13 protein-coding genes are annotated in these 13,325 nt (G+C 67.2%); all 13 read left to right on the forward strand.

All coding sequences use genetic code 11. The features are described from left to right. Positions 1–80: 80 nt before the first annotated feature. The 13 genes from LTA6_RS13545 (at position 81) to LTA6_RS13605 (ending at position 13,226) form a co-directional block, all read left to right on the forward strand. Entirely contained in the window at positions 81–1,091 is a 1,011-nt protein-coding gene (locus LTA6_RS13545; RefSeq protein WP_407358067.1) for a hypothetical protein, read from the forward strand. Beyond that, positions 1,091–2,674: a hypothetical protein gene (locus LTA6_RS13550; protein ID WP_407358068.1), complete on the forward strand. Its 1,584-nt coding sequence runs from the start codon at positions 1,091–1,093 to the stop codon at positions 2,672–2,674. Before LTA6_RS13545 ends, LTA6_RS13550 begins: the two co-directional genes overlap by 1 nt. Then, the gene (locus tag LTA6_RS13555) at positions 2,671–3,393 is read left to right on the forward strand and encodes an ABC transporter ATP-binding protein (RefSeq protein ID WP_341974274.1); all 723 of its coding nucleotides are present in this window, start codon (positions 2,671–2,673) and stop codon (positions 3,391–3,393) included. Before LTA6_RS13550 ends, LTA6_RS13555 begins: the two co-directional genes overlap by 4 nt. 44 nt (positions 3,394–3,437) lie before the next feature. Next, positions 3,438–4,718 (forward strand): ABC transporter permease, encoded by a 1,281-nt coding sequence (locus LTA6_RS13560; protein WP_407359283.1) that lies wholly within the window; start codon positions 3,438–3,440, stop codon positions 4,716–4,718. A 157-nt stretch (positions 4,719–4,875) separates the two neighbouring features. Then, positions 4,876–5,709 (forward strand): ParA family protein, encoded by an 834-nt coding sequence (locus LTA6_RS13565; RefSeq protein WP_341978378.1) that lies wholly within the window; start codon positions 4,876–4,878, stop codon positions 5,707–5,709. After that, positions 5,693–6,523 carry a ScpA family protein gene (locus LTA6_RS13570; protein ID WP_341974275.1) on the forward strand — a complete coding sequence of 277 codons (831 nt, stop codon included), beginning with the start codon at positions 5,693–5,695 and terminating at the stop codon, positions 6,521–6,523. The genes LTA6_RS13565 and LTA6_RS13570 overlap by 17 nt, the downstream gene beginning before the upstream one ends. Then, positions 6,513–7,118, forward strand: a complete 606-nt coding sequence (scpB, locus tag LTA6_RS13575) for an SMC-Scp complex subunit ScpB (RefSeq protein WP_407358069.1) — start codon at positions 6,513–6,515, stop codon at positions 7,116–7,118. Before LTA6_RS13570 ends, scpB begins: the two co-directional genes overlap by 11 nt. Beyond that, positions 7,115–7,942 (forward strand): pseudouridine synthase, encoded by an 828-nt coding sequence (locus tag LTA6_RS13580; protein WP_407358070.1) that lies wholly within the window; start codon positions 7,115–7,117, stop codon positions 7,940–7,942. The genes scpB and LTA6_RS13580 overlap by 4 nt, the downstream gene beginning before the upstream one ends. Positions 7,943–7,956: 14 nt before the next feature. Next, the gene (locus LTA6_RS13585) at positions 7,957–9,096 is read left to right on the forward strand and encodes a prephenate dehydrogenase (RefSeq protein WP_407359284.1); all 1,140 of its coding nucleotides are present in this window, start codon (positions 7,957–7,959) and stop codon (positions 9,094–9,096) included. After that, positions 9,089–9,763, forward strand: coding sequence for a (d)CMP kinase (gene cmk / locus LTA6_RS13590; protein WP_407358071.1), 675 nt, complete (start codon positions 9,089–9,091; stop codon positions 9,761–9,763). The genes LTA6_RS13585 and cmk overlap by 8 nt, the downstream gene beginning before the upstream one ends. Then, positions 9,756–11,276, forward strand: coding sequence for a ribosome biogenesis GTPase Der (gene der, locus LTA6_RS13595; protein WP_363547622.1), 1,521 nt, complete (start codon positions 9,756–9,758; stop codon positions 11,274–11,276). Before cmk ends, der begins: the two co-directional genes overlap by 8 nt. A gap of 65 nt (positions 11,277–11,341) precedes the next feature. Next, complete coding sequence (locus LTA6_RS13600; RefSeq protein ID WP_407358072.1) at positions 11,342–12,280, forward strand: NUDIX domain-containing protein; 939 nt, start codon at positions 11,342–11,344, stop codon at positions 12,278–12,280. A gap of 388 nt (positions 12,281–12,668) precedes the next feature. Further along, positions 12,669–13,226, forward strand: a complete 558-nt coding sequence (locus LTA6_RS13605) for a hypothetical protein (protein ID WP_407358073.1) — start codon at positions 12,669–12,671, stop codon at positions 13,224–13,226. Positions 13,227–13,325 lie beyond the last annotated feature (99 nt).

Here is a 13,325-nt window from a genome sequence, read left to right on the forward strand (position 1 = left end):
GGGACGCGAGGTGCGGGCGACTCTGTCTATCCTGAGCGGAGTCGTCCGACGTCTGCCGGACCCACGAAGGAGTTTCCCCCATGAGATCCCCCGGTTCCCTCGCGCTCGTCGCGACCACCGCTCTCGTTTTCGCTCTCGCCGGCTGCGCGGGCGGGCCCGGCGCTGACAAGCTCGACTACGAGGATTCGCCGCTGAACAAGTACCTCTCCGCGGCATGGGGTGGCGATCTGTCTCCCGAGGAGCAGCAGAAGCAGTTCGAGGAGCAGAACCGCAAGCAGGAAGAAGCCATGGCGGAGTGCATGGCTGAGGAAGGCTTCGAGTACAAGCCGAATACCCAGAACAACGGCACGGTGTTCTCCGATGACGGAGGCGAGTGGGACCCTGAGTCGCGCGAATGGGTCGAGAAGTACGGCTACGGCATGGTGAACAGCCCGTGGAACGAGCAAATGGAGGAGAACCCGCCCGAGGAGACGACCGACCCGAATGCGGACTACGTCGCCTCCCTCAGCGAGTCGGAGCAGACCGCCTACTACGAAACGCTCTACGGCGCGCCCCCCGAGGAGGAGATCGCCGAGGGCGCCACCTACGAGTACAAGTGGGAGGACGCCGGCTGCCAGGGCCGGGCGCAGCACGAGGTGCAGGGAGAGGACCCGTGGCAGTCGGACGAGTTCACCGAGCTTCGCGAGAAGATGGACAAGCTGTGGTCGGGCACGCAGGAATCGCCCGAGTTCAAGGAACTCAACGCGGCATGGGCGGCATGCATGGCCGACGCCGGTGAGCCCGGGTTCAAGGCGCAGTCCGAAGCGTCGATGTCGATCTCCGACGAACAGCAGAAGATCTACGAGGCCGCATACGGAGATGGCAGCACCCCTGTGGACCCCGAGACCGTCGAGGACCCGAGCAAGAGCCCCGAGATGAAGAAGCTCGGCGAGCGTGAGGTCGAGCTGGCGCTGAAGGACCTGGAGTGCCGCAAGGAGACCTCGTACCTGGAGAAGTCGCTGAAGATCCAGTTCGCCCAGGAGGAGAAGTTCATCGCCGACAACAAGGCCGACCTCGAGGCGTTCAAGGCGGCGGCCGAGCAGAGCAACTGATGCGAGAAGACGAGACCCCCACGACGGAGTTCCCGCTCGATATCGAAGCCGACCTCGAAGCCGAGACCGACGGCGATGCGGATGACGCCTCCGCCGACGCCGACACCTCGAAGGTCAGCGGCTGGGGCCGTGTGCTGCGCGGCAACCGCACCCTGTGGATCGTGGCGGCGTGCGCTGTCGTCAGCCTGGTCGCCGGCCTCCTGATCGGGCACTTCCTGATCTCTCCGGCTGAGGCGAACGGGGATACGCCTGAGCCCGGACTGGTGACGGTTCCGGTCGAGTTCGGATCGCTGAGCAACGACGTGACGTTGCGTGCGGACGTCGGCTACGCGGATGCCGTCGAGGTCACGATCGACACGACAGGAACGGCAGAGCGGGCCGTCGTGACCGGGCAGGTTCCTGCCGTCGGCGCGACCTTCACTCCACTCTCCATCGCGCTGGAGGTGGCGGGTCGGCCCGTCATCGTGCTGCCAGGAGAGCTTCCGGCATACCGAACTCTGCGCGTCGGAGTGTCCGGCCCGGACGTCCTGCAGCTCAAGCAGGCACTCGTCGCAGTCGGGATCAACCCGGGCGATGTGGGCTCCGACGTGTTCGACGGGGCGACGGCCGATGCCGTGGGGCAGCTCTACGCTCAGGCCGGCTATCCGACGCCGTCGTCCGGCGAGGATGCGACCGCGGGAGTGCGATCCGCAGAGGAGAACGTGCGCAGTGCGAACGACAGCGTCAGTCAGGCCCAGGCCGCGCTGGACGCGGCGGGTTCCGGCCCCAGCAAGGTGGAGGCGTGGCAGGCCGATGTGAAGGTCGCTCAGGCCGAGCAGGCCCTCGCCGAGGCCAAGGCCAAGGGCGAGGGAGTCCAGCAGGCCGAGTGGGACCTGCAGACCGCCAAACTCGAGCGCGATCAGCTCTGGGCGGCGAAGAACACCGGCGCGGAGCGCGCGATGCTGGATTCGGCATACGCGCAGGTCGAGGCGGCCAATCAGGCACTGGAGACGGCGCGCCAGAGCGTGCTTCCGTTCCTGCCGTCGAGCGAGGTGCTCTATCTCACGGAGCTCCCGCGGCGCGTGGATGCGGTCAACGTCAAGCGCGGCGACACGGTGACCGGGTCGTCGATGACGGTGTCCGGTGCCACGGTTCGGCTGACCGGCGCAGCGGCCGAGGCCGACGCTCGTCTGCTCAAGGTGGGGGCGGAAGGCACCTTCGAGTTGCCGGACGGCACAGAGCATCGTGCGGTGATCTCGGCGCTCAACGCCGGCAAGGACAGCAAGGCGCGCTGGGAGGTGCTTCTGGATCCGGATCCGCTGACAGCGGAGCAGATCCAGCAGCTCCAGGGGAGCAATGTGCGGGTCAAGATCGCCGTCGGGGCCACTGAAGGCGATGTTCTCTCCGTTCCGCTCGCCGCCCTCACCGCGGGACCCGGCGGCGAGTCACGGGTTGAGGTCGTCGAATCGGATCCGCGCAAGGGGGAGGACGCGGAGACCCGGATCGTCGTCGTCAAGACGGGACTCGCCGCCCGCGGCGCGGTGGAGATCACACCCACGGAGGGTGAGCTCGAAGAGGGCGAGCTCGTGGTGGTCGGGCGGTGAGCCAGCCTCTCGCCGACGTCATCCTCGATTCGCCGGACGAAGCGGTGGCGCCACCGCTGGTCGAACTCCGTGATGTGACGCGGTCCTTTCCTGGTCCACCCGAGGTGCAGGCGCTCAAGGGCGCGACGTTGTCGGCAGCCGCGGGCGACTACATCTCGATCGTCGGCCCCAGCGGCTCCGGCAAGTCGACGATGCTCAACATCCTCGGTCTTCTGGACCGCCCGAGCGTCGGCGAGTACCGGCTGGCGGGGTCGCTCACCGGCGATCTCTCGGACGACGAGCGGGCGGCCGCCCGGGCGCGCTTCATCGGTTTCGTCTTCCAGTCGTTCCATCTGCTTCCGCGGCGCACGGTCCTCGACAACGTGCTGATGCCGATGCTGTACAGCGGTGTTCCTCGTCGTGAGCGCGAGTCGCGGGCGCGGGAGGCCCTCACCCGAGTGGGGCTCGAGCATCGCATCGACTTCTATCCCGGGTCGCTCTCCGGAGGTGAGCGTCAGCGTGTCGCCGTCGCCAGGGCCGTGGTCAGCGGACCTCGACTGCTGCTCGCCGATGAGCCGACCGGGAACCTGGATCAGCGCACGTCCGGAGAGGTCATGTCGCTGTTCGAGGAGCTCAACGCGGACGGGCTCACTCTGATCGTCATCACGCACGACGATGCGGTGGCGCGACGTGCGCGCCGCTGTATCCGGATCGCCGACGGCAGATTGACCGAGCTGTGATCCGCTGGCCGTGGCGGCGTAAGAAGGCGGATGCCGAAGGCCCGATGGCGGAGCAGCCCGACGAGTCGGTGGGCGCCGCGCCGCTCGTTCCCGAGGTGAAGCATGCCGATCGCTTCACGTTCCAGGATCTCGTCACCGAGGCGACCGCAGATATCGGCTCACGCCCCGCACGACTGGTGATGACGATCCTCGGAACCGTCCTCGGAATCGGATCCCTTGTGGCGACGATCGGCTTCGCGCAGACCGCGGCAGGGCAGATCGCGAGTCAATTCGACGGGGTGGCCGCCACCCAGGTGCTGGTCACGCCGACCGAAGCGACCTCCGGCTCGAAGAACACGACCGTCGCCGCCGGTCGCCTCCCGTGGGACTCCGCGGATCGAGTGCAGCTGCTGGCGGGGGTGGAGTCCGCTGTTCTGCTCGGCGAAGTCACTCTGGCCGAGGATGAGACCATCACCGCTGTTCCGGTCAATGACCCGTCGGCTCCCGCCCCCGCGTCGCCCCGTCTCTTCGCATCGTCTGGCGATCTGATCGGGACGGTCGACGGCGGGATCACAACAGGGCGCGCCTTCGATGAGGGGCACGATGAGCGGGCGGATCGCGTCGCTCTGCTCGGGGTGCGGGCGGCGGAGCGGATGGGTATCAACCGGGTCGATTCGCAGCCTTCGGTGTTCATCGGGGGCGTCGCGTACGCCGTGATCGGCATCGTCGACGGCATGGAACGGCGCACCGACCTGCAGGATGCGGTGATCATCCCGATGGGTTCGGCGCGCGCGGACTTCGGGCTCGAGGCTCCGGCAGAGCTGAGCATCCATATCGCAGTGGGAGCCGGCCCGCAGGTCGCCGAGCAGTCCGTAATCGCGCTTCAGCCGGATGAGCCGGACACGCTCGAGGCGCGGGCTCCGTCCGGGGCGTCTGATCTCAGCCAGAGCGTCCAGGCCGACGTCAATGTCGTCTTCCTCATCCTCGGTGTGATCGCACTCCTCGCCGGGGGGTTGGGTATCGCCAACGTGACCCTCCTCTCCGTCATGGAGCGGATCGGCGAGATCGGACTGCGCCGCGCACTGGGTGCCACGAGGCGGCAGATCGGCTCGCAGTTCATGGTGGAGTCGATCGTCATCGGCTTCATCGGCGGGCTCATCGGAGCCGCGCTCGGTGTGATCGCCGTCATCGTCGTCGCCGTCGTACAGGGGTGGTCTCCGGTCACGGATCCTCTGGTCGCGATCGCCGGCGCTGTGCTCGGCGCAGTCGTCGGCTGGGCATCGGGCTGGTATCCGGCGCGAAGGGCTGCGCGAATCGAACCGGTCGCCGCTCTCCGCGGCGGATGACGAGTCGATGACGTCTCCCCGGCGTGCGCCGCGCGCCGGGGAGACGTCTCCAGTGCCCTGCCGTTAGAATCGAGCGAGCACGAGGGAAGCGGGAGAATCGGTGGCTGAGAAAGCGGCGAAGTCCAGGGCGAAGGCGAAACAGGCCGACGACACCCCCATGGGACCCACCGGACGCCCATATCACGGCTTCCCGACCCCCGAGCCGCTGGCCTCGCATGGCCCTGCTCGCATCATCGCGCTCTGCAATCAGAAGGGCGGCGTCGGCAAGACGACGACCTCGATCAACCTCGCAGCTGCCCTCGCCGAGTACGGACGCAAGGTTCTCGCCGTCGACTTCGACCCGCAGGGCGCGCTCTCTGCCGGTCTCGGCATCCAGACCCACGACGTGCCCACGATCTACGACCTGCTGCTCGACACGAAGCGTGACGCGCACGACGCCATCGTGCCGTCCGGCGTCGAAGGTCTTGATGTGATGCCGGCGAACATCGACCTCTCCGCTGCCGAGGTGCACCTCGTCAACGAGGTGGCGCGTGAGACGATCCTCGCCCGAGTCCTCCGCCAGGTGGCGGGGGAGTACGACGTCATCCTGATCGACTGCCAGCCCTCCCTCGGTCTGCTCACCGTGAACGCGCTCACCGCCGCGCACGGCGTGATCATTCCGTTGGAGTGCGAGTTCTTCGCGCTGCGCGGCGTCGCCCTGCTCATCGAGACGATCGACAAGGTGCGCGACCGGCTGAACCCGTCGATCACGATGGACGGCCTGCTCGCCACGATGTACGACCCGCGCACGCTGCACTCGCGCGAGGTGCTGGAGCGTGTCGTCGAGGCGTTCCAGGACGACGTTCTCGAGACCGTCATCGGCCGTACTGTGAAGTTCCCCGACGCGTCCGTCGTGGGTGTGCCGATCACTGAGTTCGCGCCGGAGCACGCCGCCGCACAGGCGTACCTGCGGCTGGCGCGGGAGCTGGTCGCCCGTGGCGCTGTCGCCTGAGACGGCTCCAGAGCCCACCGACGCCGTCCCCGATTCCGGGTTCCGCGTTTCCCTGTCGAACTTCGACGGACCTTTCGACCTCTTGCTGAACCTCATCTCCAAGCACGAGATGGACATCACCGAGGTGTCGCTGAGCGCGGTCACCAATGAGTTCATCGCCTACCTGCGCGAGCTGGGTCCGGACGAAGAACTCGATCAGGCATCGGAATTCCTCGTGGTCGCGGCGACTCTGCTCGATATGAAGGTCGTCGGCCTCCTCCCGCAGGGCGAGCTGGTCGACGCCGAGGCGGTCGCGCTGCTCGAGGCGCGCGACCTGCTGTTCGCCCGGTTGCTGCAATACCGGGCGTTCAAAGAGGTCTCGGCGTGGTTCGCGCGGTGCCTGCGACGGGAGGACCGTCGGCATGTGCGCGCGGTGCGCCTCGACGAGAAGCATCGCAAGAAGACCCCCGAACTGGTGTGGTCGCTCACCCCCGATGACTTCGCCGCCCTCGCGCTCCTCGCCTTCGCGCCGAAGGAGATTCCGCACGTCGGCCTCGATCATCTGCATGCGCCGCTGGTCAGCATCCGCGAACAGGCGGCGATCGTCGTGACTCTTCTGCGCGGTGCCGAGACCCTGTCGTTCCGCGAGCTCGTGGCGGGAGTGAGAGAGCCGGGCATCGTCGTCGCGCGCTTCATCTCGGTGCTCGAGCTCTATCGGCACGCGGCACTGTCCTTCGAACAACTGGAACCGCTCGGCGAGCTGACGCTCCGCTGGGCAGCCGACTCCTGGTCGGACGAGACGCTGGCGACCCTGGGAGCCGATTATGACCGATGACGTGATGCAGAACGCGGAAACGGATGTCGCCGCTGTCGACACCCCGCTGACGGAGCGGATCGAAGCGATCCTGCTCATCATCGACGAGCCGATCGGCCTCGTCGCCCTGGCCGCCGCCGTCGGTTCGCCGGTGGCCGCCGTGCGACAGGCGATCGAGACCCTCGTCGACGACTACGACGGCAAGGGACACGGACCGCGACGCGGTTTCGAGCTGCGCGAGGTGGGCGGCGGTTGGCGGCTCTATGTGCGCGAAGACCATGACGACCTGGTCGCCGAGTTCATCGGCGGACAGGCGCCCGCTCGGCTCTCGCAGGCGGCACTGGAGACCCTCGCGGTGATCGCCTACAAGCAGCCGGTGACCCGGGGTCAGGTCGCGTCGATCCGAGCGGTCAATGTGGACTCCGTCGTGCGCACGCTCCTCGCCCGCGGCCTCATCACCGAACTCTTCGCCGATTCCGAGACCGGCGCGATCAACTACGGCACGACGGATGCTCTTCTGCAGCACCTCGGCATCAACTCACTTGACGACCTGCCGCCGATCTCCCCGTTGCTCGACGACGGCGCAGACGGCTTCGATGAAGGGACCATCCGATGAACGAGGCTTCGACCGACTCGACGACCCAGCAGCCCGACGGCATCCGCCTGCAGAAGGTGCTCGCCGCCGCCGGTGTCGCCTCGCGACGCGTGGTGGAGGACTACATCGTCGAGGGTCGCATCCGTGTCAACGGCGAGGTCGTCACCGAGCTCGGCCGAAGGATCGACCCGGAGCACGACCTCGTCGACGTCGACGGCACGGCGGTTCAGCTCGATGTCTCCAAGCGCTACGTGATGCTCAACAAGCCCACAGGGGTCGTGAGCACGATGCGCGACGAGAACGGACGCCCGGATCTCCGCCGCTTCACCGAGGACTACGAGGAGCGCCTCTACAACGTGGGGCGACTGGATGCCGAGACGAGCGGCCTGCTCATCCTCACCAACGACGGCGAGCTCGCGCACGTGCTGGCGCACCCGTCGTTCGGCGTGACCAAGGTGTATATCGCGAAGGTCGAGGGTACGGTTACCGCGCAGATCATCGCGAAGCTGACGAAGGGCATCGAGCTGGAGGATGGCCCGATCGCGGCGGACAAGGCGCGACTCCTGGACGTATCGACCAACTCGGTGAGCGGAAAGCAGTCGAGTCTGGTGGAGCTCACGTTGCACTCCGGGCGCAATCGGATCGTCCGCCGGATGATGGCCGCGGTCGGCCATCCGGTGACCGAACTCGTGCGGCGGCAGTTCGGCCCGCTGCACCTGGGAACGCTCCCTGCTGGGAAGACGCGCGAACTGACTAAAATCGAACTCGGTGCGCTGTTGACTCTCGCGCGCCAGAATTCCGGTGCCGCCGTGGCGCCAGGCGAGCAGCAGCAGGAGAACGAGTGACCGACACCACGGGTGTGCCTTCGGGGGAGCGATCGACGTCTGTCGCCGCGCCCCGATCGGTCGTCGCTCCCCGAGTGTCCGGCACGGTCAGGGTCGTCGGAGCCGGTCTGCTCGGCGCGAGCATCGGTCATGCTCTGCGTGCCAAGGGTGTGGACGTCGTCCTCGCCGATACGTCGCCTTCGCAGCTTCGTCTCGCCATCGACTATGGCGCTGGCCGCGCGGAGACAGCGGATGACCAGCCGGCGCTGATCGTCGTCGCGGTGCCGCCGGACGTGACGGCCTCCGTCATCGAGGCCGAACTCGTGCGCTACCCCGACGCCGTCGTCACCGACGTCGCCAGCGTGAAACTCGAGCCGTTCCGCACCCTGCAGGAGCGCGGCGTCGACCTCACGCGCTACATCGGATCCCATCCGCTCGCCGGGCGTGAGCGCGGTGGCGCGATCTCGGCACGTGCCGATCTGTTCATCGGGCGTCCCTGGGTCGTCTGCCGTGATGAGGAGACCCGCCCCGCTGATCTCGCCCTCGTCGAGGCCCTCGCTCTCGACGTCGGCGCGATGCCGGTGGAGATGACTCCCGAAGAGCACGACCGCTCGGTGGCGCTCACCTCGCACGTACCGCAGGTCGTTGCGAGCCTGCTCGCCGGCCGTTTCGCGACCGCCGAGGATGGCGCGCTGCGCCTCGCGGGGCAGGGCGTGCGAGACACCACCAGGATCGCGGCATCCGCTCCTGAACTGTGGGTGCAGATCCTCGGTGCGAATGCGGGACCGGTCGTCGAGATCCTCGATGACCTTGCCGCCGACCTTCAGGAGATCTCCGCTGCGCTGCGCGCGCCGGAGGAGCCGGGCGCACGACGGATCGTCGCCGAGACGATCCGTCAGGGCAACGACGGTGTCGAGCGCCTCCCAGGCAAGCACGGGCAGAACCGTCGCTTCGAGCAGCTCGTGGTGATGGTGGATGACACGGCCGGCCAGCTCGGACGCCTGTTCGGCGAGCTCGGTGAGCTCGGAGTGAACGTCGAAGACCTCCGCCTGGAGCACTCGCCGGGGGCGCAGTTCGGTCTCGCTGAGATCAGCGTCGACCCGGCGGCTCTGCACGGAGCGATCGTGGGGCTTCAGGAACGCGGATGGCGGATCGCGGGGACGACCAATGACTGATTTCATCGCGATCGACGGCCCGGCGGGTTCCGGCAAGTCCAGCGTCTCCAAGGCGGTCGCCCGGAAGCTCGGCTTCGGCTACCTCGACACCGGCTCCGCGTATCGTGCGCTCGCCTGGCACGTTCTCGCCCAGGGCGCGGACACGGCAGATGCCGAGGCTGTCCGGTCGGCGGCATCCGATTTCCCCCTCGCTCTCGGTCTCGACCCCGACATCCGTACCGTGCGCGTCGGCGCCGCCGACATCACCGATGCGATCCGCGAACCGCGGGTTTCCGGCGCGGTGAGCGGTGTCGCCAGGGTGCCGGAGGTGCGTGAGCAGGTGAACCGGCTCTTCCGGACTCTCGTCGCGGAAGCCCCGTATCCCGCCGTCGTCGTCGAGGGCCGCGATATCACCACGGTCGTCGCCCCCGACGCTCCGGTGCGGATCCTGCTGACCGCCGCGCCCGAGGTGCGTGCGGCGCGTCGTGCCGGTGAACTCGCCGGCGAGAACGCCGCGGCCGTCGCCGAGGCGCTGCATCGCCGCGACGCCTCCGACAGTGCCGTCGTCGACTTCCTCAACGCCGCAGAAGGCGTCGAGGTCGTCGACTCGACGGACCTAGATTTCCCCCAGACCATCGATGCCGTGCTGACGGTGATCCAACGACGCCGAGGAGTTCACAATGGCTGACGAAGAATACGAAGGCGGGCCCGACCAGCTCGCCGAGAAGATGGACGCGCTCGACGAGGAGCTCGCCGAGTCGCGCGCCGAGACGCTGCGCGCGAGTCTTTCTGACTACGAGCTCGACGATGAGGATGCCGCGCTTCTCGCCGGCGTGACGCTGGGCGAGGACGGAATCCAGTTCCTGCCGGCCCTGCCGGTGGTCGCGATCGTCGGGCGGCCGAACGTCGGCAAGTCCGCGCTCGTGAACCGCATCCTCGGACGCCGCGAGGCCGTCGTCGAGGACACTCCTGGTGTCACCCGCGACCGCGTGACCTACAAGGCGGAGTGGGCCGACCGGCGTTTCTCGCTCGTCGACACCGGTGGCTGGGAGCCCGATGCCCGCGGCATCGATCGCTCGGTCGCCGCGCAGGCTGAGGTCGCGATCGACCTCTGCGACGTCGTGCTGTTCGTCGTCGACGCGATGGTGGGGGCGACCTCCACCGACGAGCATGTCGTCAAGCTGCTGCGCAAGAGCGGCAAGCCGGTGTTCCTCATCGCGAACAAGGTCGACGACGCTCGTCAGGAGCCGGAAGCGGCTTCGCTGTGGAGCCTGGGTCTGGGCGAGCCGTATCCGGTCTCGGCGATCCACGGTCGCGGCGTCGCCGATCTGCTCGACGCTGTGCTGAAGACGTTGCCCGAGGTGTCTGCGGTCGCCAAGCACGAGATCGGCGGACCCCGCCGCGTTGCGATCCTCGGACGACCGAACGTGGGCAAGTCCTCGCTGCTGAACAAAGCTGCGGGCGAGGAGCGGGTCGTCGTGAACGAGCTCGCCGGCACTACTCGTGACCCCGTCGACGAGGTCGTCGAACTCGGCGGCAAGCTGTGGCGTCTTGTGGACACCGCCGGCATCCGCCGTCGCGTGCACATGGCCCAGGGTGCGGACTTCTACGCGTCGCTGCGAACGTCTGCCGCGCTCGAGAAGGCGGAGGTCGCGGTTGTCGTCCTCGACGTCTCGGAGACGATCAGCGAGCAGGATGTGCGCATCATCGACCTCGTGCTGGAGTCGGGGCGTGCACTCGTTCTCGCCTTCAACAAGTGGGATCGCCTGAACGACGACGATCTGGAGAATCAGGATCGCCGCCGGTACCTCGAGCGCGAGATCGAGCAGGACCTGGCGCACGTGGCCTGGGCGCCGCGCGTGAACATCTCGGCCAAGACCGGCCGCCACCTCGACAAGCTCGTTCCGGCGCTGGAGACCGCGCTGGACAGCTGGGATCGCCGTATCCCCACCGGCAAGTTCAACGCGTTCCTCGCGGAGCTCGTCGCCGAGCACCCGCACCCGCTGCGTGGCGGAAAGCAGCCGCGCATCCTGTTCGGTACGCAGGCGTCGACGCGTCCGCCGACGTTCGTGCTGTTCACGACCGGATTCCTCGACCCCGGCTACCGCCGGTTCATCCAGCGCCGCCTCCGCGAGCTCTATGTCTTCGAGGGCACTCCGATCGTCATCAACATGCGCGTGCGGGAGAAGCGCCAGCGCTGATCGCGGTCGCCGTCTTCTGTGCGATCTTGGGCGCTGCGGCGCGGATGCTGTGAAAGGGTGAAGGGGTGACGATCGTTCCCCCTTCCCCTGGTGAGCCCCGACGACCTTCGGGGCCGCGTGATCCGGGCGATGCCTGGGTCGTGTCGGACGCGGGGGAGAAGTACTGGGGGCGCTTCGGCGCCGCCGGACTGCTCGCCGTGGATTCCGAGCGCGGCATCCTGCTGCAGCATCGCGTGTCGTGGAGCCACTTCGGCGGTACCTGGGGGTTGCCGGGCGGTGCGCTCCACGAGAGCGAGAGTGCCATCGTCGGCGCGTTGCGTGAGGCTCAGGAAGAGGCCGGGATCCCGGATGGGGCCGTGCGTGCTCGCTTCACGAGTGTTCTGGACCTGGGGATCTGGTCGTACACGACGGTCGTCGGCGATGTGCGGGTGGCGTTCGAGCCGGTGATCAGCGACCCGGAGAGCGTTGCGCTGGAGTGGGTTCCGATCGACGAGGTGGCGGAGCGTCCACTGCATCCCGGTTTCGGTGACGCGTGGCCGGTGCTGCGTTCATTGCTCTCGGTACGGCCGTCGCTCGTGGTGGATGGGGCGAATGTCGTCGGCTCTGTACCTGACGGCTGGTGGAAGGATCGAGCGGGTGCCGCTGCGCGGCTGCGTTCGCGTCTGGAGGGACTCGGGGTTCCTGCAGAGGAGTTCGGCGTGGCCGGATCGGTGTGGTTCCCCGAGGTTGTGCTCGTCGTCGAGGGGCAGGCGCGGGACATGCCTGATGTTGAGGGTGGTGCTGACGGTTCGCGTGTTGCTGCCTTTTCTGACGTTGCTGTGGTGCGCGCGGAGGCGTCGGGCGATGACGCGATCGTCGCAGAGGCTGAAGGTCGACTGGCCGCTGGGGAGTCCGTCACCGTCGTGACGAGTGATCGAGGGCTGCAGGCTCGCGCCGAGGCTGCGGGCGCCCGAGTTCAGTCCGCCGGCTGGCTTCTGGGACTTCTGAATCACCGGGAGTCTTGACCGTCGCGTCAGGTGCGGCGTCGTTCAGATGCGAGGGTCAAGTTTCCGGTTCGACATGATCTCGTTCGATATGTGTCAAACGGCCCCGGAAATCGATCTGATATCGGCATGCCGTGCGGCGGGTTGAAACTGCCACTGGTATCTCCCGCGATTCGATGAAATCCTAAGGCGGATCACGAGCGTGTCGAACGTGAATTGGATGGCTGGAATCCATCGAACGTTGAGAGGCGCTCTGACGACGAAGCCTGAAACGGCAGGAGTATTGGATGATCGCTTTGCGCGGTTCGGTTCGGCCCGCCGAGCCACTGGGCGTGCCAGTTGAGAAGCCCGGCGCCTCGGCAGTCGGCGAGAGCCTGACCGCCGGTTGTCCTGGAGGAGCGACGCAGACATGGCACGGCAAATTTCGCTTGTGAGCCGCCAGCGGCGTCTGCTCGGTTCGACTGTCGGCTTAGCCTGTGTCATCGTTCTCAGCGGTTGCGCGTGGTTCAGTTCATCAGTCGGCGAATCAGCGAACGAGGCAGAGGCAGGAATCGTCATCGGCGTCGACTACTTTGCTACAAGCCTTGCCGCCGAAGCCTTCGCTGCGGACGGTATCGTCTCACCGGAAGATCTGTCGCCCGTCGTCGAGTACGTGTTTCTCGACCCATCAGCGCAATCGGTCGAGGGGGTTCGGAGGGACAAAGCCATCTACGGACTCACCAGCGATGCGTCCGCGGCCACTATCGACATCTTCGTGCCCTCGATGGGGTCGGTGAACTCTGGCATGTACAGCGAATCGACCGACGTCTTCGGCTGCGGTGTTCTTCGAGCCGACTTCGCTACGCAGCAAGTCACACTCGTCGATGCTCCATGCCCGGATTGGCTTCTGGCCTGGAACGGCGATGATGCTGAGGAAGTGTCACTTGAACGTGCCGTGGAGAACCGGGGAGACGAGTCGGCATGGTGAGATCGCAGACCACACTGACGGTCCTGCTCACGCGAATAACATTCGAAACTCGGAAGAGGAATCGAGATCCGTCGCCCTCAATCCGCGGGATGCTCGCGC

The organism is Microbacterium sp. LTA6, from assembly GCF_045690355.1.
In the GTDB taxonomy this organism is placed as follows: Bacteria; Actinomycetota; Actinomycetes; order Actinomycetales; family Microbacteriaceae; genus Microbacterium.

Excerpts from the sequence above, each read along its gene's own strand:
- LTA6_RS13550 (WP_407358068.1), top strand. The coding sequence starts at position 1,091 with ATGCGAGAAGACGAGACCCCCACGACGGAGTTCCCGCTCGATATCGAA.
- LTA6_RS13565 (WP_341978378.1), top strand. The coding sequence starts at position 4,876 with ATGGGACCCACCGGACGCCCATATCACGGCTTCCCGACCCCCGAGCCG.
- LTA6_RS13580 (WP_407358070.1), top strand. The coding sequence starts at position 7,115 with ATGAACGAGGCTTCGACCGACTCGACGACCCAGCAGCCCGACGGCATC.
- cmk (WP_407358071.1), top strand. The coding sequence starts at position 9,089 with ATGACTGATTTCATCGCGATCGACGGCCCGGCGGGTTCCGGCAAGTCC.
- LTA6_RS13560 (WP_407359283.1), top strand. The coding sequence starts at position 3,438 with ATGGCGGAGCAGCCCGACGAGTCGGTGGGCGCCGCGCCGCTCGTTCCC.
- scpB (WP_407358069.1), top strand. The coding sequence starts at position 6,513 with ATGACCGATGACGTGATGCAGAACGCGGAAACGGATGTCGCCGCTGTC.
- LTA6_RS13605 (WP_407358073.1), top strand. The coding sequence starts at position 12,669 with ATGGCACGGCAAATTTCGCTTGTGAGCCGCCAGCGGCGTCTGCTCGGT.
- LTA6_RS13545 (WP_407358067.1), top strand. The coding sequence starts at position 81 with ATGAGATCCCCCGGTTCCCTCGCGCTCGTCGCGACCACCGCTCTCGTT.
- der (WP_363547622.1), top strand. The coding sequence starts at position 9,756 with ATGGCTGACGAAGAATACGAAGGCGGGCCCGACCAGCTCGCCGAGAAG.